Source organism: Chryseobacterium sp. ERMR1:04 (assembly GCF_001297705.1).
Classification (GTDB): domain Bacteria; phylum Bacteroidota; class Bacteroidia; order Flavobacteriales; family Weeksellaceae; genus Chryseobacterium.
Genome location: NZ_LIRF01000003.1, coordinates 1,568,117 through 1,587,264, shown reverse-complemented (window position 1 = coordinate 1,587,264; position 19,148 = coordinate 1,568,117). Strand labels below are relative to the sequence as shown.

General features: G+C 34.6%; 13 protein-coding genes and 1 pseudogene. 11 read left to right on the top strand and 3 right to left on the bottom strand.

Annotated features, from left to right (window positions below; all coding sequences use genetic code 11):
- Positions 1-20 precede the first annotated feature (20 nt).
- Entirely contained in the window at positions 21-749 is a 729-nt protein-coding gene (locus AMQ68_RS07185) for a hypothetical protein (protein ID WP_054509883.1), read from the top strand.
- Between the two features lie 102 nt (positions 750-851).
- On the opposite strand, the gene AMQ68_RS07180 is transcribed toward AMQ68_RS07185, so the two are convergent.
- Together AMQ68_RS07180 and AMQ68_RS07175 are read right to left on the bottom strand one after the other, a co-directional pair.
- Positions 852-1,532: a response regulator transcription factor gene (locus AMQ68_RS07180; RefSeq protein ID WP_054509882.1), complete on the bottom strand. Its 681-nt coding sequence runs from the start codon at positions 1,530-1,532 to the stop codon at positions 852-854.
- Positions 1,513-2,256 (bottom strand): sensor histidine kinase, encoded by a 744-nt coding sequence (locus AMQ68_RS07175; protein WP_054509881.1) that lies wholly within the window; start codon positions 2,254-2,256, stop codon positions 1,513-1,515. The genes AMQ68_RS07180 and AMQ68_RS07175 overlap by 20 nt, the downstream gene beginning before the upstream one ends.
- A gap of 770 nt (positions 2,257-3,026) precedes the next feature.
- Between AMQ68_RS07175 and AMQ68_RS07170 the strand changes: the two genes are divergently transcribed.
- The 3 genes from AMQ68_RS07170 to AMQ68_RS07160 are packed head-to-tail and all read left to right on the top strand — an operon-like array spanning position 3,027 to position 6,256.
- Positions 3,027-4,055, top strand: coding sequence for a hypothetical protein (locus AMQ68_RS07170; protein ID WP_054509880.1), 1,029 nt, complete (start codon positions 3,027-3,029; stop codon positions 4,053-4,055).
- A gap of 3 nt (positions 4,056-4,058) precedes the next feature.
- Positions 4,059-5,000, top strand: coding sequence for a hypothetical protein (locus AMQ68_RS07165; protein ID WP_054509879.1), 942 nt, complete (start codon positions 4,059-4,061; stop codon positions 4,998-5,000).
- Positions 5,000-6,256: a hypothetical protein gene (locus tag AMQ68_RS07160; protein ID WP_054509878.1), complete on the top strand. Its 1,257-nt coding sequence runs from the start codon at positions 5,000-5,002 to the stop codon at positions 6,254-6,256. The genes AMQ68_RS07165 and AMQ68_RS07160 overlap by 1 nt, the downstream gene beginning before the upstream one ends.
- A 53-nt stretch (positions 6,257-6,309) precedes the next feature.
- Here AMQ68_RS07160 and AMQ68_RS07155 read toward each other — a convergent pair whose 3' ends face one another.
- Positions 6,310-7,077 carry a methyltransferase domain-containing protein gene (locus tag AMQ68_RS07155; protein WP_054509877.1) on the bottom strand — a complete coding sequence of 256 codons (768 nt, stop codon included), beginning with the start codon at positions 7,075-7,077 and terminating at the stop codon, positions 6,310-6,312.
- A 99-nt stretch (positions 7,078-7,176) separates the two neighbouring features.
- Between AMQ68_RS07155 and AMQ68_RS07150 the strand changes: the two genes are divergently transcribed.
- The 7 genes and pseudogenes from AMQ68_RS07150 (at position 7,177) to AMQ68_RS07120 (ending at position 18,192) form a co-directional block, all read left to right on the top strand.
- Entirely contained in the window at positions 7,177-7,974 is a 798-nt protein-coding gene (locus tag AMQ68_RS07150) for a metallophosphoesterase (RefSeq protein ID WP_241775070.1), read from the top strand.
- 135 nt (positions 7,975-8,109) lie between these two features.
- Complete coding sequence (locus AMQ68_RS07145; RefSeq protein ID WP_054509876.1) at positions 8,110-9,024, top strand: AraC family transcriptional regulator; 915 nt, start codon at positions 8,110-8,112, stop codon at positions 9,022-9,024.
- 377 nt (positions 9,025-9,401) lie between these two features.
- Positions 9,402-10,550, top strand: a complete 1,149-nt coding sequence (locus tag AMQ68_RS07140; RefSeq protein ID WP_054509875.1) for an efflux RND transporter periplasmic adaptor subunit — start codon at positions 9,402-9,404, stop codon at positions 10,548-10,550.
- A gap of 9 nt (positions 10,551-10,559) precedes the next feature.
- Positions 10,560-13,732 (top strand): annotated as a pseudogene (locus AMQ68_RS07135) (efflux RND transporter permease subunit).
- An 18-nt stretch (positions 13,733-13,750) separates the two neighbouring features.
- Positions 13,751-15,169, top strand: a complete 1,419-nt coding sequence (locus AMQ68_RS07130) for an efflux transporter outer membrane subunit (RefSeq protein ID WP_054509874.1) — start codon at positions 13,751-13,753, stop codon at positions 15,167-15,169.
- Positions 15,170-15,227: 58 nt separating this feature from the next.
- Positions 15,228-15,788: a DUF2652 domain-containing protein gene (locus AMQ68_RS07125; RefSeq protein ID WP_054509873.1), complete on the top strand. Its 561-nt coding sequence runs from the start codon at positions 15,228-15,230 to the stop codon at positions 15,786-15,788.
- 229 nt (positions 15,789-16,017) lie between these two features.
- A complete protein-coding gene (locus AMQ68_RS07120; protein ID WP_054510051.1) occupies positions 16,018-18,192 on the top strand; it encodes an outer membrane beta-barrel protein in 2,175 nt (724 codons plus the stop codon).
- Positions 18,193-19,148 lie beyond the last annotated feature (956 nt).

Genomic DNA, 19,148 nt, shown 5'->3' with positions numbered 1-19,148 from the left:
TTAATTTAAAAGTGAAGACAATGTTTAGACGTTTAACAACACAGTTAGGAGGAAAAAGCACGGGATTAGTGCTAAATTCTTCCAAGACAACTTCTATTATTTCCAAAATATCTTATTCCAAGAAGCCTGATTCAGAGAACAGTCGACAACCCTCAAATAAACCTTTCTATTTGTTCCTTTCCGGAGCTATATTGACGTCTTGGTTTCTTTCTGAGGGTAAACAGGATTTCTTAAATCAACATTTTTATAATGGAGACGGAGGTTGGTTGCCCGCCCGTGGTCTTCGGTCTATGGTTCTTGAATACGGAATGGCATTGGATAAAAGAAAGCATGAATATAAGTTCAGAATAGAGATAGGTAAAATTACCGATGATATTAATGCAGATACATTCTCGAGCTATTTAAATGAACATATTTATCGTACTGTACCATTTGCATTGATGGGAGGAGACGGAAAATTTGGTGGAAAAAGAGTACATGGGGCAACAGCAACCGCTGCTATAGTGGGTGATGTTATCACATCAAATTTTAACCAAGGCTACAAAATGATTAATCAAACTAAAAAAAGGCACCTGCTGGATGATGGTAAGGTGACCATAACGTTGGAAGAAGAAAATGGGGTACTTTATCTCCACCTTGTAGGAACGGGAACCGGAAACTTTGCCTATTTTAACGAAAAATATGGTTATCTTCTATTTTATAAATTGATGGAGATCAATAAAAAAAACTATATCAAAACAAGAGGCTAGATAATAGCGAGAGAGCATTCTCAAAATTCATGAATTGAATTCTAGACTTTATTTCTAACTGATTGAAAATAAAATATTTAATATTTTTGAATTAAGAGTTTTTTACTTGTCAAATAAAACAATTTCATTTGCATCTACAATATTATTCTGTACAGCATAAATCACAAGTCCTGCCATATTTTTCACTCCAGCTTTGATCATAAGATTCGTTTTATGGGTTTCCACCGTTTTAGGAGAAATGAAAAGATGATCTGCTATTTCTTTGGTGTTAAATTGCTGACAAATCAATTGTAAAACTTCTGTTTCACGGTCCGTAAGATCGTCTTTAGAATAAGCGTGAAAGTGAGGGAGCTTGTTGGATAATTGTGTACGCATGACCGCTAGTTGCTCATCGGAAAAATAATGACCATTAGAATATACTGCATTGATAACGGTTAAAAGTTCATCCATTTCAATTTCTTTTGGGAGAAAAGCATGGGCACCCAATTTTAGCATTTGTCCCATAAAAGACCGTCGGTAAAAACTAGAGAGAACAATGATTTTGATATGGCTGTTTTTTGAGGATAAGGCAGACATTACTTCTAGGCCGTCGCCATCTGCCATTCTCAGATCTAAGATTAGAACGTCAACAGAATCTATTGTATTTTTATTAAGAAAGAGATTCCCGCTTTTTGAGGTGAGAACAGTTTCATAGCGTTCATCTCTTTCCATATAGTTTTTTAAGAGTTGCACAAAAAGTGAATCGTCGTCTACAATTCCAATTTTAATTTTTATATTTTTCATTTTTGTTACTTTTGATTGATACACAGATAATAAAATTTGTTCCTTTCTCGGATGTAGTTTTGAATTTATAAACGGCTTTAATTAGCTTTGCCCTTGAATGAATACTCCTTAAGCCAATTCCTCTACAGCTACTTTCCATAGAGAAACCACAGCCATTATCTCTTGCTGTTAAGATGAGGTGATTTGATGATATTCTTAGAGAAATATCAATTTGAGTAGCATGGGCATGTTTTAAAATATTATTAATCAATTCCTGTAATATTCTAAAAATATTTAATTTCGTTTGTGTATTTATTGGGGTATTTCTAGAAATATGATGGTAATATTTAACTTCAATATTTTTATTAATTTGTTCTAGATAATCTGCAATCAGATCAATTAATTCTATTTCCTCCAGATCTGGAGGTGTAAGATTATGTGATAGTTCGCGTATGATTTGCATTGAATTTTTTAAGTCTACACTTAATTCATTCATATTTTTATAATCAGTATTCAATCGGATAAGATTAAGACGTGATATAATATTATCATGGAGCTCTTCTGCCAAGCGTTCCCGGTCTTTTTCTTGTAAATACAATGTATTTTCCCAACATTCTGTTTGAGTATTCCGAATGAGCTGCATTATTTTTTGCTTATTATTTTTGCTGTTTTTTAAATAAATGATAATTAATAATGATATAAATAGCGTAATTAAGAACAGCATCCCAATACCTATCCGTATCATATCGCTAGTTGATTTTTATTTTATCAATGCCGCATCCCGAATTAATAAAAGAAATATAGAAAGATAATAATGAAAGACCTCTAAAAAGATAAATACGAATTTTACTAATGAATGAATTGGATCTTATAAGAATCAAGGTTGGGATTAAAAACAATAATAAGATGAAGACAACTGAAATAAACAATCTTCTTTCCTCCAATGCATGAGGAATAAGAAAATAAATGTCTGAAAAAATACAGATATGATTCAAGTAAAAAATATCGGATTCAAGGTTGTATTGGTATAGATATTCTAGGATGAAATATGAAAATGTGATATAATAAATGGTAAACTTTAATAGGGTAAGGGCCTTTAAAAAAGTAGCATAATTTTTTGTAATTACTGCAAAACAAAAATAGTGGCTCATTGAATAATGATAAGTGTTGGGTATATATATTTTCATAAGCCAGGATACAAGATCAAATAATTCTAATATAAATTCAGATAGAATCTCTTTTTATAAATATTGCTTGATATTTCCCAAGTTTTTAGGGCTCTGTAGATTGTATGAGTTAACATGGCATTAGGTATTTGTGAATGGTAAGGTCTTATGATGTATAAATTTACAAAAAAAGCTTTTATTTATTATTTTAAATCAAATTTTAGTGAAATATAATGTGTTTTTTTTAGAAGTAAAGATAAAAACAGGAATTACGGGAAGCCGTAATTTTTTTTTTGAGGTTGTTTATAGTTTTGAACATTATAAAAACTAAAACAATAACTCAATCATTATGAATAAAAAAATTACTCCTGCAGACCTGTTTTTGGGTGTTCTTGCAGTATTACTTATTAGCGTAAGTTTTTACCAGACCTGGCTTGGACTACAGCAAATCTTCGGACCTGCATCGTTTGTCATCGCATTGGTTTTATCGCTCTTACTTTTGTTTTTGTGTTGGATGCTTCGAAACGCAAAATTAGATGGGAAGCCTACAGGAAGTCTCGTAGGAATCTATATTTTTATTGCCTCTTTTTGTTTTATCGCCAACTTTAATGCGCTGTATACAAGATTTATGAGAACTGATATTTATACAGATGAACTTCGTGAAATCAATAAAAATTTCACAAATCTTGAAAACGATGTAGAATCAAAACTGAGTTACAAATACAATAAAGTAACCACTCAGAATATCGAAATCAAGAAAAAGCAGTTGATGGAGCAGATTAAAGATCCAGGAAATAAAGGAATCGGAACCCGCGCTCAGTCATTGATCCGAGATATTGAGAAACTGACAGGACAGAAAGTTGATCTATTAACTCCGGTTGGGACCGATTATGAAGATCTTTCAGAAAGAATGGCAAGACAGATTGATAATATGATCTCGGATTTATCTCCTGAAGAAAGAGCATTGAAAACAGATATCAATAATGCGACTTTAAAATGGAATAAAAATATTCAGGATTTACTGCTTTTATCTAAGAAGGAAAAAGATGATATGTCACAAGGTCTAATTGATGAATCTCTTTCTGAATACAATAAATTAGGAAGCCGTGCGCAGACTGTTTTAGGAAATGAAAAAATTCATTTTGAACCGGTTGTATCACAAACTCAGCAAGTCGGAAAAATAGGTTTTGCTTTTGAACATGCCATTAAAAATTTTGGGATGTACCAGTTTGTGGTGTTAGCAGGATGTATTTTATTGGATTTTGTGATTGTAATTATCATTTTATTGGTAACAGATTCTAATAATAACGGGAGAAATAATGGAGGCAGCGTATTTAATAATAAAAGAAAGGGGAACACTTTAATTCCTAATAACTAAGCTATGGAAAGCAGTAATGAAAAATTAAAACCATTGTTGTTTGAAAACGATAATGAGATGGAAGAAACTTTAAAGCCTCTTTCATTTGAATTTAATAAAGATACTCATGATGATTATGTTCCGATTGCGAAAACAATTTCCAATGATATAAAAAATAAAGAAAGCAATTTTGTATTCTTTTTTGGAACGGCAGAATCCGGAAAATCGGTTATACTTTCTTCAATGTTATATTATCTGAGATCGTATGCAGGAGTTTTGAGACCTAAATTGGGAACTCCTAATACAAAGGAAGCAAATGTTCTTTTATCTGACTTTTTTGAAAATATAAGACAGGGTATTTTGCCTAACAGAACAACAAAAGATCAGGTGACCCGGATGGATTTGGTTTTTGAACCTAATAATAAATCCAAGAAAGTAACTCCCATTGATCTTACTTTTTTAGAAACTTCTGGCGAAAATCATAAGGATATTAAGCGTGGCGGAAGCTATCACAGCAGTATTGAAACTTTTCTGAATGCCAATATACCACTTACTTTTATCATTGTAACGAGCTATGAATCTGCTTATAAAGATGACAGTTTAATCAATGAATTTTTAGATGAACTCGAACGAAAAGGTAAAAATCTAAAATCGGTAAATGCGGTTCTTGTTATTTCTAAGTGGGACAAATCCGGAAGAATGGATGTAGAAAGTGCTGAGGAGCTTGATAATTTTATATTGGATCGTTTACCAATGACTTCACAGCGAATTAATACTTATGGTTTAAGCAAAACCTATTATACGGTTGGAAGTGTGCAAAATGCAACGGGAGAAGAGAGAATTAATTTACTGAATCTTTCTACCGCTGAGGTGTTGGCAAAATGGCTGTACAGAAGTATTGTAGGCTATGATTTAGATTATGAAGGAACATTTTGGGAACGTTTAAAATTTAGTTTTACGAATTAATGAGCACTACTTATTTTTTCTCTGCATTCGGAACTTTTGGAAATCCGAATGGCTTCAGACAGTCTTTTTTTCTGGGTGGAAATGCTGCTATCGTAAAAGATATCCGAACATTTGATTTGAAAACGGATGCTATTATGCTCTTTCCCAAAAGTAAAATCTATTCAATACGTAAAGATTCTGCTGCGGGATGCAACCTCATCTCTTATTCGGTATATACATTTGCAAAAGAACAGAATTCTCACAGAGGCGGAACCTTTATTGGCTCAAGTCTATTGTTCATAGATAAAATAGGCTCTGAAAGTCTGGTTATAAATGTATTAAATGAGTTTCAGGACAGTTTGGAAAATAATAATGTTTCAGAAAGCATTATTACCACAAATCACTCGGATAAGTTTTCGATTAATAAGCCTAAGGATTTTGATAAGATCGGGTTTAATCTAAAGGATGTTAATGATCTTAATTTTGTTCAGAATACCCATAAATATCTTGTTGTTTACAACGAAACAAGTCCTGACCAATTACAGAAACTTTTTAATAAAGCGATCGATCTTCTTAATGTTTATGATACTATTTATTTTACTGAAAGTCATGAGATTGCCGAGTTTGTAAAGCAAAAAGGTATTTTTAAAATTGTAGATGCCAATGGATTTACAAGAGAGATAGAGAAGCTTCAGGAAGAAAAATTACGCCTCGTTCAAAGCTTGATTCATGAATTTGAAAAGGAAAAAGAAAAATTAACTGAAGACCGGAAAAAAATAATTGATGATATTACTCAACAGATTGAGCAAAACAAAATCCGACATCAGGAAAATGATAAAAAGATCAAAGATTCTGAGGGCGGAATAAAAATGATCAAAGAAGAATATGATCAATATTCAAAAAAAATTGAGAATGTTATTCAGAAATTAAAGTCTGAAGGCAATGTGGAGTCGGCGAAAAAGCTTTATCAGGAAAATAAAAGAGTATTTTCAAATACAATTAATCAAAATAAAAATGTAGATTCTTTACGCTTCGTTTCAACATCCAGCGGTAATGTAAATGATAAAGCAAGACCAAATCAAAAATACGGAAATGATTTTTCAGATTTTAACAGATATAACCCAAATAGTAGAGATAAAGAAGCGAAATCAGGAGGCTATAAAATAGCCACATTTATATTGTTGTTAGTTTTGATCGCATCTTATGCCTGTTACTTTGCATTTTTCTATAATGGGAAAGACTTTGATATTCAAGTTGGAGGAATTACAAATTGGTAGCGTCTTACATAAATGATATCGGCTTGAAGTTTGAGTTCAAGCCGATTTTATAATTATTTTTTTCTCCCATACATCAAAATCCTCTTAAAAGAATAAATCGCCGGAAGCTTCGGAAAGTTCTTTGCAATTTGGTGCTTAAATTCTGTTGTAAAAGTTATTTTCTGTTCCTCATTCAATTTCTCCAAATAAGGTATCAGAGCCGATCCTGAAATAAAATTAAATAAAGTCTCATGGTCTTCCGCAATAATAGGGTAGACTTTTTGAGAAAGATTCAACTCTTCAATCCCGTTATCGAATAAGATTTGAGCATATTCATCTATCGTAAGAACTGCAGAAGGTCGGTTCCAGCCGTTGAGTTGTGATTTGAAAGGTTCTTCATTGGCAAGTTCAAACAGAATTTGATTCAGAATATTACCTGGCTGATACGGCATTTGGATGGCTAACTGGCCATCAGTTTTTAGCTTAGAAATTAATTTCGGAAACAGGTTTTGATGACCGTCAGACCATTGTAAAGCCGCATTACTGAAAATAAGATCCCAGCTTTCATCACTATTCAGGATTTCTTCCGTTGTGGCTTGTCGGAAATGCATTCGATCATTTTCCAACGTTTTAGACTTTTCAAGCATTTCACTTGATGAATCAATTCCAATGAATGTAGCATCCGGAAATTTCTCCGTAAGAATGGCGGTTTGTTCGCCTGTTCCACAACCCAGATCAATCGCTTTCATCTGCTTTTCGTCTTTAATCAGCTCGGCAAGATCAAAAAATGGTTTGAAACGAATATTTTTAAATTGATTATAAATCTCAGGATTCCAAGGCATAATTTGTAATTTTTAGGTGGATTAAATTTAATAATTTTGCTATGAATTTAATAATTTTAAATATTAAAAAAGACTTAAATTAATCCTTAATTTAAAATCGTGTACACGGAAAATGGGGTAAGAATTATGATTCTTTCTTATTTTAGCAAAATGAAAATACAAATCATCAGCGACCTTCATCAAGAATTTGGATTAACCGATCTGTCTTTTGATAATGCTGATTTGGTTGTGCTTGCTGGCGATGTAAATCTAGGAACCAAAGGAATTGAATGGATCAAATCTAAAATTCCGAATAAACCGGTGATTTACGTGTTGGGCAATCATGAATATTATAAAGGTTCATATCCGAAAACATTGAATAAAATAAAGGCTGCTGCTCAGAGTTCCAATGTTTTTGTTTTGGAAGATTCTTTTGTAGATATTGAGGGAGTTCGTTTTCATGGTGCAACATTATGGACAGATTTTTCAATATTTGGAAATCCAATGCATTACGGAATGATTTGCCAGCCGAAAATGAATGATTATAAAAAGATAACGCGAGATCCTTCTTATTCAAAAATGAGAACGATTGATACTTTTAAAATTCATCAGCTCTCCAAATTATGGCTGCAGGAAAGCCTTGAGAATTCAAAAGGCATGAAAAATATTGTGGTTACACATCATGCACCAAGTATTCAGTCTGTTCCGGAGAAATATAAAAACGATCCACTCACTTCAGCATATGCCTCGAACCTTGAAGATTTTATTCTTGCATATCAACCTTTGTATTGGATTCATGGGCATATTCACACGCCTTGTAGGTATACAATTGGAGAAACGGAAGTTATTTGTAATCCTCATGGTTACATCGATGAAAAGTATAATGGATACGAGAAGGAATTGATTATTGAAATATAAAAATTACGTCGAAGTTTGTAAAATAAGCAATGGCTTGTTGTTAAACAATTTGAAAAAGGATGATTCAGTTTTTCAATAGAGTATTTAATAGTTGACAGATTTTATTCACTAATTTCGTGCAAAATTTTCATCGAAATGCCTAAGAAAAGCACTGTTGAGCCTTCTGACTTTGTCTCCAATTTCACTTTTGAAGAACTTCTTAAAGAAGTAGAATTTGATCTCAGAATTAAAGAGTTTGTGGTCATGACGATTGACAGTGCGAACTATGCGATGAACCTGAATGTTCCGAACCGTGCTGAATATTTTTGCTTGATTTTGGTGAAAGGAGGACACGAGCAGTTCAGAATTGATGATAGACGCTATACAAGTTCGGCAGGAGATATTATCTTTTGTCCGATGTCTGAAACCTTTTGGATAGAAGAAGTTTCGGATGATTACGTAGGAAAGTACATTTTCTTTTCGGTAGACTTTATTTCGAATGCCGGTTTTAATTATAGATCGAGCGATATATTGAGGAGCCTATCAATAGACACCAATGTAATTAAAAATGAACCTGATCTTTTTCGCAAGATGGAATTTCATCTGGATGAATTGAAGGTATTGAATAACACAGAAAAAGAGAATTATTATTTCAACGAAATGATATGGCATCACTTTTCGCTGGTTATTTATGAGGTTGATAATTATTTCAAGAAAACAGAAAAATCTCATCAGGTTACCTCTCGAGAAGATGAAATCACCACGAGCTTTTTTACCTTAGTTCGGGAACATTTTAAAGATCAGCATAGTGTTCAGTTTTATGCGGATGAACTTTGCATCAGCCGAAAATATTTAACGAAAGTCATCAATAAAACCATGTTTAAATCTCCCAGAGATATTATCCACCAAGTGTTGGCTGTAGAAGCCAGATTGTTGCTTAAAAACTCGACCGCCAACGTAAATGAAGTAGCTACCCAATTGAAGTTTTCTGATCAGGCGTCTTTTAGCAAATTTTTCAAAAAACATGTAGGTAAATCTCCTTTGGAGTATAAGAGAGATGATTTGTATTAAAGATTAAATATTTTTGATAACTCCCTTTGATATCTTATAGAGAATCAAAATCATTTTTAGCGAAAGTTTCCAGTCTTGACTTTTTGTGTTAAGATAAAAGAAAAATCAGCACAAAACTAAATCAACAGGAACGGACTTTAGTCCGTTTAATCAATAAACCAAAATCAATGGCTTTAGCCAAAACTTAAATACTAAATTTTCAAAAAAATAAAAAACACTCACAAAAAATAATCTGTATAAAAAATAAAATAACCTGACATTTCTCATACTTACTCAAAATAAGGAGTCTTTTTGACAAATCAAGAGGTTTTTTGAATATTTCTGTACAACTTTTTTCGAACGAATTTTGCCCCGTAAAATTTAAAGGAATTATTGTTATGCAGAGATTTTTTATTCAGAAATCGACTATACTTTTCCTCTCGCTGATCGTTTTGGCGGGGTGCAGGAAAAATAATCAAAACCAATCTTATCAGCAACAGGCACCGGAACTTCCTGTGGATATAGTAAAACAGGGAGATGCTTCTGTTTCCAGAGAATATGCGGCTTCTGTGGAAGGAGTTTCCAATGTGGAGATCAGACCTCAGGTGACGGGATATTTAACCAAAATTTTTGTAGATGAAGGAGATTATGTGAGAGCGGGCCAGTCTTTATTTAAAATTGAAGATCAGATTTTCCGTGAACAATTGAAAAGTGCGCAGGCAGCGTTGATTACAGCACAGGCGAATCTTTCAACTTCGAAAATTGATGTAGACCGTAAGAAAGAATTATTCAGAAATAAAATGGTTTCTGATATTCAGGTAAAAGAGGCGGAGGCTAATTATAATGCAGCAAGAGGAGCAGTAAGCCAGTCGATGTCTTCTATTGAATCGGCAAAGATCAATCTTAATTTTTCTACAATTAAAGCTCCGGTAAGTGGATATATTGGAAGATTCAATTATCGTTTGGGAAGTTTATTAACGCCAACCAATCAGGATCCGATCACGCTTTTATCAGACATTCATCAGGTGTATACCTATTTTAGCATGAGTGAAAATGATTTTAATAACTTCCAGAAACAGACAGTTGGAAGCAATATTAATGAGATCATTAAAAATACGCCTGCAGTTTCTCTATTGCTTTCGGGTGGGGAGAAATATGCTGAAACAGGGAGAATTGATGCTGTGGAAGGTCAGTTTAATAAAACAACAGGTTCTATTACTTTAAGAGCAAAGTTCAACAATCCGAATAACTTATTAAGAAGTGGAAACACCGGAAAAATTGTGATGGAACAGTTTTACAGCAATGTTATTTTGCTTCCGATTGCTTCTACAAGAACGATTCAGGATAAAACTTTTGTATTCACTATAAAAGACGGAAAAGCAGCTCAGTTACCGATTGAAGTAAGTGGAAAAGCAGGAGACAATTTCATTATTTCTAAAGGGCTAAAAGCAGGAGATCAGTACATCGTTACCGGTTTCGACAGATTACAGCCGGGAACTCCTGTTGTTGCTCAAAAGCAAAAGAATGCTCAACCGAAAAAATCGTAAGAAAAGATCATGTTAAAGAAAATTATAAAAAGACCCGTACTGGCAACGGTTATCTCCGTATTGCTTGTTATTTTGGGGGTTGTCGGTATGCTCAATCTGCCGATTACGAAATTTCCGGATATCGCACCGCCTACCGTCATGGTAACGGCAGCATATCCCGGAGCTAATGCTGAAACAATTGCGAGATCGGTAGCGCCACCATTGGAAAACGCCATCAATGGAGTTGAAAATATGGATTACATTACGTCTACAGCGAGTAATGACGGTACGCTAAGTATCACGGTGATCTTTAAATTAGGAACTAATCCCGATCAGGCAGCCATCAACGTGCAGAATAGGGTCGCTCAGGTTACCAATCAGCTTCCTGCGGAGGTGGTTCAGGCGGGAATTACTACGTTGAAGAGACAGAACAGTATGATTGCGATGGTTTCTCTAACGAGTAAAGACGGCACAATGGACGATCTTTTCCTGGAGAATTATGCAAAGATTAATATTGTTCCGGATTTGAAAAGGGTAAAAGGAGTAGGGGATGCCATGGTGTATGGAAATAAAGATTATTCGATGCGTGTTTGGCTGGATCCGAATAAACTGACTTCATATAACCTGACTCCGGCGGAGGTTTCTCGCGCAATTCAATCTCAAAACTTGGAAGCGGCACCTGGAAGATTCGGGGAAAGAAGTAAAGAATCAATGGAATATGTCCTTCGTTACAAAGGAAAATTCACGGAGCCTGAGCAGTATGAAAATATTACGATCAAAGCGTTAAGCGATGGTTCTGTTTTAAAATTAAAGGACGTTGCGAGAGTTGAGTTTGGAGCGTACAGCTATACGGTTTCTTCAAATTTCAACAAAAAACCATCCGTAACGATGGCGATTTTCCAAATGGCAGGATCGAATGCCAACGAAGTACAGATTGCGCTTCAGGAAAGAATGAAAGAACTAGAGAAATCCTTTCCGGAAGGAATGGCGTATGAAATTCCGTATGCAACAAAAGATGCATTAGATCAATCCATCGAGCAGGTAATTCATACCTTGATAGAGGCATTTATTCTTGTATTCATCGTGGTTTATATCTTCTTGCAGGATTTCCGTTCAACATTAATTCCGGCGATTGCTTATTGATTATATTTTTAATTCCGGCGATTGCGGTGCCGGTTTCTATTGTGGGAACGTTCTTCTTCATGAATATATTCGGATTCTCAATTAATATTTTAACGCTATTTGCTTTGGTACTCGCCATCGGAATTGTGGTGGATGATGCCATTGTGGTCGTGGAAGCAGTTCATGCTAAAATGGAACATAAAAAACTCAATGCGAGAGCAGCAACCATGTCGGCGATGAGTGAGATCACAGGAGCCATTATTTCGATTACGTTGATCATGTCTGCGGTATTCGTTCCGGTAGCATTTATGAGTGGTTCTACAGGATTATTTTATCAGCAGTTTGCCTTGACATTGGCGATAGCGATTGTAATTTCTGCGGTCAATGCATTGACATTAAGTCCGGCTTTATGTGCATTATTCTTAAAACAAAATCACGGAGGTTCTCATGAAAAAATGAATTTCAAAGACCGTTTCTTCGCTGGTTTTAATGCAAGTTTTAATAAACTGACATTCCGTTATGGAAAAGCAGTGTTGTTCTTATTGAAAAGAAAATGGATCGCATTCCTTATTATCATTGTGTTTGGCGGATTATTTACTTGGATGTCTATGACTACACCAAAAGGATTTATTCCTGATGAAGATCAGAGTTTCATTATCGTGACGGCTAATTTGGCGCCTGGAGCATCAAAAGACAGAACGTCAAAAGTAGTGGCTGATACAGAAGATTTATTAATGAAAAATCCTGCGGTTGACAATGTGATTTCTGTGGATGGATTGAATCTTTTCAGTGGTTCAATGTCTTCTTCAGCAGCTTCTATTTTCGTTAAATTAAAGAAAGGCGGAGAACGTGGAAAGATTAATAATATCAATGAAATTATCGGGCAAACTCAGGGAATGCTTTCTAAGGATAAGAGAGCTAATTTCTTGGTAATTAATACGCCAACAGTTGATGGTTTCGGAAATACGAGTGGAATGGAGCTTGTGCTTCAGGACAGAACAAACGGAGAGCTTCAGAATTTAGGAAATATCTCTTACGGAATGATGGGTGCTTTGATGCAAAGACCGGAAGTTGCGGTGGCATTTACCACTTTTGATGTTTCTTATCCTCAATATGAAGTTTTGGTAGATGAGGTAAAAGCAGCGCAGCTAGGAGTGAGTGTTTCTGATGTGTTGGGCGTGATGCAAGGCTATTACGGAAGTATTCAGTCTTCGGATTTCAACAGATTCGGGAAATATTACAGAGTATTGGTGCAGGCTACTCCGGAAACGAGACAGGATAAAGAATCATTGAATGGTATTTTCGTTAAAAATAATGCGGGTCAAATGGTTCCTGTCAATACGTTGGTCACCTTAAAACAAGTAACAGGAGCAGAAGTGGTAGATCGTTTTAATTTGTTTAATTCTTCTAATTTAACGGTCATGGCAGCTCCGGGATACAGTTCTGGTCAGGCAATGGCAGCGGTTGAAGAAGTGAGCAAGAAAGTGCTGCCTCCAGGATTTACGTATGATTATAAAGGTATGAGCCGTGAAGAAGCTACTTCAAGTTCGCAATCTGTAATGATCTTCGGATTATGTATCGTATTTGTATTCTTCCTGTTATCGGCACAGTATGAAAGTTATATTCTTCCGTTTGCTGTATTGATCGGGATTCCTGTTGGTTTATCGGGAGTATTTGTAGGCATTACATTGGCCGATCTTTCAAATAATATTTATGTTCAGATCGCGATGGTGATGTTGATTGGATTATTAGCGAAAAACGGAATTCTGATTGTAGAATTTGCCATCCAAAGACGTAGAGCAGGGAAGAGTTTAATTGCTTCTGCGGTGGAAGGAGCCAAGGCTCGTCTTCGTCCGATCTTAATGACTTCGTTGGCTTTTATCACAGGGTTAATTCCGTTGATTTTTGTGGTTGGTCCTTCTGCAATGGGGAATCTTTCCATCGGATATGCAGCGATTTCAGGGATGATTTTCGGAACTGTTTTAGGAATTTTTGTGGTTCCAGTACTGTTTGTGGTATTCCAGTCTTTGCATGAAAGAATCAATGGTAAAGAGGTGACAGAAGCCGATTGGGAATATTAATTCTAATGATATTTAAAAATGAATTCAATTAAAAACATAGCATATTTAGCATTAATTTCAGGGGTTGCAGTTTCATGTAAAGTTCAGAAATATGAACGTCCCGAAATAAAAATGCCCGAAGCTTTTAGAAGTGATACCATCGTTACAGACAACAACGAAAATATTGCAAAGATCAGCTACAAAGACTTTTTTAAAGATCCTGTTTTGGTAGCATTGATCGATAAAGCGATTGTTCAGAATAATGATCTTCAACTGGCTTTAAAACAGATAGAATTTGCTTCTTTGGCCTACAATCAAAGCAAGTGGGCCAATGTGCCGACGGTAAGCGCAACGGTTGCTAATGCAAGTCTCAGCCGGCCTTCAGACAACAGTATGAACGGAATGATGGCTGGCCAGTTTATGGGAAGAAAGTATACCGAAGATTATACAACGTCTGTTAATATTTCTTGGGAAGCGGATATTTGGGGCAAGATCAGAGGTCGAAAAGAACAGGCTTTAACCGAATATCTTAAAACTCAGGAAGCTGCAAAAGCCGTGAGAACACAGTTGGTGGCTTCCGTGGTTCAAGGGTATTATAATGTATTGATGTTGGATATGCAGTTGGAAATTACAAAATCTAATTTAGCTTATTCAGATACGACATTGAAGTTCTTGACGAAGCAACAGGAAGTAGGATTAACAACAGCTTTGGCCGTTCAGCAACAGGAAATTGTGAAAGATCAGATCTTAAAAACAATTCCTGCCATTGAAAGTTCTATTGCGACTCAGGAAAATGCATTAAGTCTTTTAACAGGTTCAATGCCTGATAAAATTGAAAGAAGCGCAAGTTTGAATACTGTTCAGACGCCTGAAGCCATTGCGTCAGGAATTCCAGCAGAATTATTGAGTTACAGACCCGATATAAAAAGTGCTGAATTGGATCTGAGAAAAAGTATTTCCGGAATTCATGTGGCGAAGATGAGTATGTATCCTTCGTTCAGTATTACCGCTCAGGGTGGACTAAATGCTTTTCAGGCGAGCCACTGGTTTAGTGTTCCGGGATCACTTTTCGGAATGGTAGCAGGGGTAATCGCTCAACCTCTTTTGAACGGAAAACAATTGAGAACGCAATACGAGCAATCAAAAGTGTTGTCACAGCAAGCTGAAATTACTTTTAAACAATCGGTTTTAAAAGCAGTGGGAGAGGTTTCTGATGCATTAATTCAGATTCAAAAACTGGAAGAACAGCAAAAAATTGCAGAAGGGTTGGTGATGAAATCTAATGAAGCCGTTAAGAAAGCAGATATTTTATTTAAATATAATTCAGCGACTTATATTGAAGTTATTTTGGCTCAAAGCAATAAACTTCAGGCAGAATTAGATCTCGCTTCTCTGAAAGCACAAAGATTAAATGCAATTACGATGCTCTACCGATCTGTAGGTGGAGGTTGGCAATAAAGTAAAATGAAACCTGTTGCGTCTACTAGGATACAACAGGTTTTTAATCCAATAGGACATGAAGAATACAAACATACACGAGGGGATCATACTTATTCCGGACTTCAATGGATTTACAGAATTTGTATTCAATACAAAATTGTATACAGGGCAATATATTGTAAGAGAACTGCTTGCTACATTGCTTCAGGTGAATGATCAGCATTTTGATATTTCAGAAATCGAAGGGGATGCTATTTTGTTTTATAAATATGATTCGAAACCATCGTTTCAAACGGTTTCAAGACTGCTTAATACAATGAGGAATGCTTTTAACAGAAAGGTGAAAGAATTAAGTGAGGTTCTGAATACGTCTATTGATCTGTCTTTAAAATTCATTGTTAATTATGGTAAGTTTTCACAATATACTCTCGGGAACTTCAAGAAACTCTATGGTCCGACGGTAATAGAAGCACATCAATTGCTTAAAAATGACTTTGCAGAACAGCCTTCTTACGCTTTATTCAGTAATTCTTTTTTGGATAAGACGAATGATTTCGAGAATGGTTCCAATGGTCAGTTATATGTTCCGGAGGTAGGTGTTGTTCAGTATTTTGAAAAACTCAATCAGCATATTTAAATTTTCCTTGTAATTTGCTTTTTTGCAGACGTCCGAAGAAATTCGGGCGTTTTTTGTTTTTTATGGTGGGAAATTTGGTTGTTTTTATGAATGTTTTATCATAATATATCAATGAGATATAATAACATAATGCTTAATTAGAATAAAGAGAAATTATTTTAATTTTTTTCAAAATTAGATGTAACATACCTTGTATGATAAGTGTCTTATAGGTGAAAAACTAAATTTCGTGAAAAGAATTATATCAACAATTGTTTTATTAATAGGAACCTTAACTTTTGCTCAGGTAAAGAACGATTCTATTAAAGGAAAAGATATAGAAGCTGTTACCGTAACAGTGAGAAAGGCAACTGTAGAATCTAAGGCAGACAGAACTGTTTTTAATGTTGCCAACAGCTCCATTTTAGCAGGAAATACCACTTGGGATGTCTTGAGAATGACGCCCTTGGTAAGTATTGATAATAATGATGCTATCAAAGCAGAAGGGGAATCTGTAACGGTATATATTAATGATAGAAAATCTGTTTTTACAGGGAAAGAATTAAAGGAATATTTGGCAACAATTCCGGCGGATAATCTGATGAAAATTGAGGTCATTACAAGTCCGTCTTCAAGGTATGAAAGTGCAGGATCTGTCATCAATATCGTCCTTAAAAAACGTGATGATGAAGGAATGAAAGGAAGTGTAACGCTGAATAACAAACAAAATACCAAAAACTCACAATACAGCAACCTCAATCTGAATTATCATAAGAAAAACTTTACGCAGACCTTAATCGGAAGTTACAATGACAATACGCACATTGAGAAAAACAGCTATCTCTATACTCGGTATTCAGATAAGCAGATTAGTAATTTTAACAGTGTAGATACCAATAAACGCCAAAGCCCTTCTGTTTCTTCTACCTCAGAATATGCGTTAAACGATAAAAATACCATCGGGCTTATTCTGGAATATTATCAAAGTAAAGTTTCCTCTTTTTCAGATGCAGACGGAAGTATCTCTCTTAATAATGATCTTCAAACTTATATTCAGAATCAAAATTCATCGGGACTTAACCGGATGTTGGGAACCAATTTTTTCTATAAATACTATGATAAAGAGAAAAACAGAATTTTAGATATTAATATTGGTTCTAATTATGAATCCCAGTCAGGAGATAATACTTTTATAAAAAATGGAATTGATTTCAAGGCTGCTAAAACGTTTAATGAAACCTCAATTTCCTACTACAATCAAACCCGTAATTATTACCTAAAAGTAGATTATACACAGCCTCTTGGGACCTCTGGATCTGGGGGTACGTTGGAGTTTGGTGGTAAAATGGATTTTAATAATAACGTAGTTCCTTATGATCTTTACGAAAATATTATCAGTTTTAATCCTGATGTAAATAATACAGATAGAAGGAATGACAATTTCAGGTATAAGGATAACGTAAATTCTGTTTATCTGAATTATAGCAAAACGTTCTTCAAAAAACTGGAAACAAGAGTCGGACTTCGATATGAGCACATTGATTTCAAAATACAACAAGACGTTGCCGGAACCAAAAGAAAAGAATCATACGGAAATTTCCTTCCCAATATATTGGTGAAATATTCTTTCTCGGATAAATATGATTTGAGTCTGACGTACAACCGCAATGTTTGGCGTCCGTGGTATACAGAGTTTAATCCTTTCCTTATTCCTAATAACGAAGGAATATATTCCCGTGGAAATATGGATCTAAATCCTAATCCGAGTGATAGGATTGTAATGAAATTAGGGCTTTTCAAAAAGTATTTTATTTCTGCAAGATATATGTTTACCAATCAGGATTATTGGACAACCTTTGCAACTGAAAATGGAAAAACGGTGACATATCCCGGGAATTTCACAGGGAAAATTGAAAAATATTACCTGTATGCGAATACCAATCAGACCTTCCTGAAGAATAAATTGAGTGTAAATCTTGGAGTTGGATGGTATTATAATGACAACAGTGATTTTAATCTTAAAAATGATTTAGTGGGTGCCAAGGATTATATAAGTTATATTGGTGCTTCTACGAATATATCGTACACGAATCTTTTTAACAAGAACATCAATCTAAGTGCATGGGTAGAAATTTCGAACCAGAATAATGGAAATTCTTATGCGAATAAAGCCAACGTTTTCCATACAATTTCTATGACCAAAATATTTCCTAAAACACAGATTGAAACCAGCGTACAGTTGATGAATATCTTTAAAAGACCAGTATATGACGGAACAACATTTAGTAACATGGGGACCACTCAAAATTATTCAAAATGGGACTGGTATGGTGTTTCATTGTCTTTCGTAAAACGTTTCGGAAATCAAAAAGTAAAAGACAATATCAAAACCGATGTTGAGAAAAACGGCGGTGGCGGAAAGTAATTGTTTTTAGTTTAATATAGTTCGAATTTGAAAGCGACTGAAGTAATTCGGTCGCTTTTTTTTGTTTTGACTAATAGTTTTGATCGTATCATATGATACGATCAAGGTATCAATAGGAGCGGACTTTAGTCCGCTTTTCTTTTGCATCATAACCTTGGCTTTAGCCAAAATTTAAGAGATTTCCAAGTTTTTTGAAAAGCTCTAATTTTATTTATTCATATAGTTTGTCATTCCATCGGAATCTAGACTTAGCTTTTAAATAGGATTGTTGAGATTCTTTCAGAATGACAAATATGTCGCTTTACTTCTATTGATCTTTTTTGTTTAGATTCAAAATTGCTATCCTGATGCTATCAATAGGAGTGGACTTAGTCCGCTTTTCTTTTGCATAATAACCTGGGCTTTAGCCGAAATTTAAGAAATCCCCAAGTTTTTGAAAAGCTCTAATTTTATTTATTCATATAGTTTGTCATTCCATCGGAATCTAGACTTAGCTTTTAAATAGGATCGTTGAGATTCTTTCAGAATGACAAAGATGTCGCTTTACTTCTACTGAAACTTTTCTGTTTAGATTGAAAATTGCTATCCTGATGTCATCAATAGGAGCGGACTTTAGTCCGCATTTCTTTTGCATCATAACCTTGGCTTTAGCCGAAATTTAAGAAATCCCCAAGTTTTTGAAAATGTCTAATCTTATTTATTCATATAGTTTGTCATTCCATAGGAATCTAGAATTAGCTTTTAAATAGGATTGTTGAGATTCTTTCAGAATGACAAATATGTTGTTTTACTTCTATTGTTTTTTTCTGTTTAGATTCAAAATTGCTATCCTGATGCTATCAATAGGAGTGGACTTTAGTCCGCTTTTCTTCTGCATCATAACCTGGGCTTTAGCCGAAATTTAAGAAATCCCCAAGTTTTTGAAAATGTCTAATCTTATTTATTCATATAGTTTG

What these genes read in the sequence shown, in the direction of transcription:
- AMQ68_RS07125 (WP_054509873.1), top strand. Translation starts at nt 15,228, where the DNA reads ATGAAGAATACAAACATACACGAGGGGATCATACTTATTCCGGACTTC.
- AMQ68_RS07145 (WP_054509876.1), top strand. Translation starts at nt 8,110, where the DNA reads ATGCCTAAGAAAAGCACTGTTGAGCCTTCTGACTTTGTCTCCAATTTC.
- AMQ68_RS07175 (WP_054509881.1), bottom strand. Translation starts at nt 2,256, where the DNA reads ATGATACGGATAGGTATTGGGATGCTGTTCTTAATTACGCTATTTATA.
- AMQ68_RS07165 (WP_054509879.1), top strand. Translation starts at nt 4,059, where the DNA reads ATGGAAAGCAGTAATGAAAAATTAAAACCATTGTTGTTTGAAAACGAT.
- AMQ68_RS07170 (WP_054509880.1), top strand. Translation starts at nt 3,027, where the DNA reads ATGAATAAAAAAATTACTCCTGCAGACCTGTTTTTGGGTGTTCTTGCA.
- AMQ68_RS07130 (WP_054509874.1), top strand. Translation starts at nt 13,751, where the DNA reads ATGAATTCAATTAAAAACATAGCATATTTAGCATTAATTTCAGGGGTT.
- AMQ68_RS07185 (WP_054509883.1), top strand. Translation starts at nt 21, where the DNA reads ATGTTTAGACGTTTAACAACACAGTTAGGAGGAAAAAGCACGGGATTA.
- AMQ68_RS07140 (WP_054509875.1), top strand. Translation starts at nt 9,402, where the DNA reads ATGCAGAGATTTTTTATTCAGAAATCGACTATACTTTTCCTCTCGCTG.
- AMQ68_RS07180 (WP_054509882.1), bottom strand. Translation starts at nt 1,532, where the DNA reads ATGAAAAATATAAAAATTAAAATTGGAATTGTAGACGACGATTCACTT.
- AMQ68_RS07155 (WP_054509877.1), bottom strand. Translation starts at nt 7,077, where the DNA reads ATGCCTTGGAATCCTGAGATTTATAATCAATTTAAAAATATTCGTTTC.
- AMQ68_RS07160 (WP_054509878.1), top strand. Translation starts at nt 5,000, where the DNA reads ATGAGCACTACTTATTTTTTCTCTGCATTCGGAACTTTTGGAAATCCG.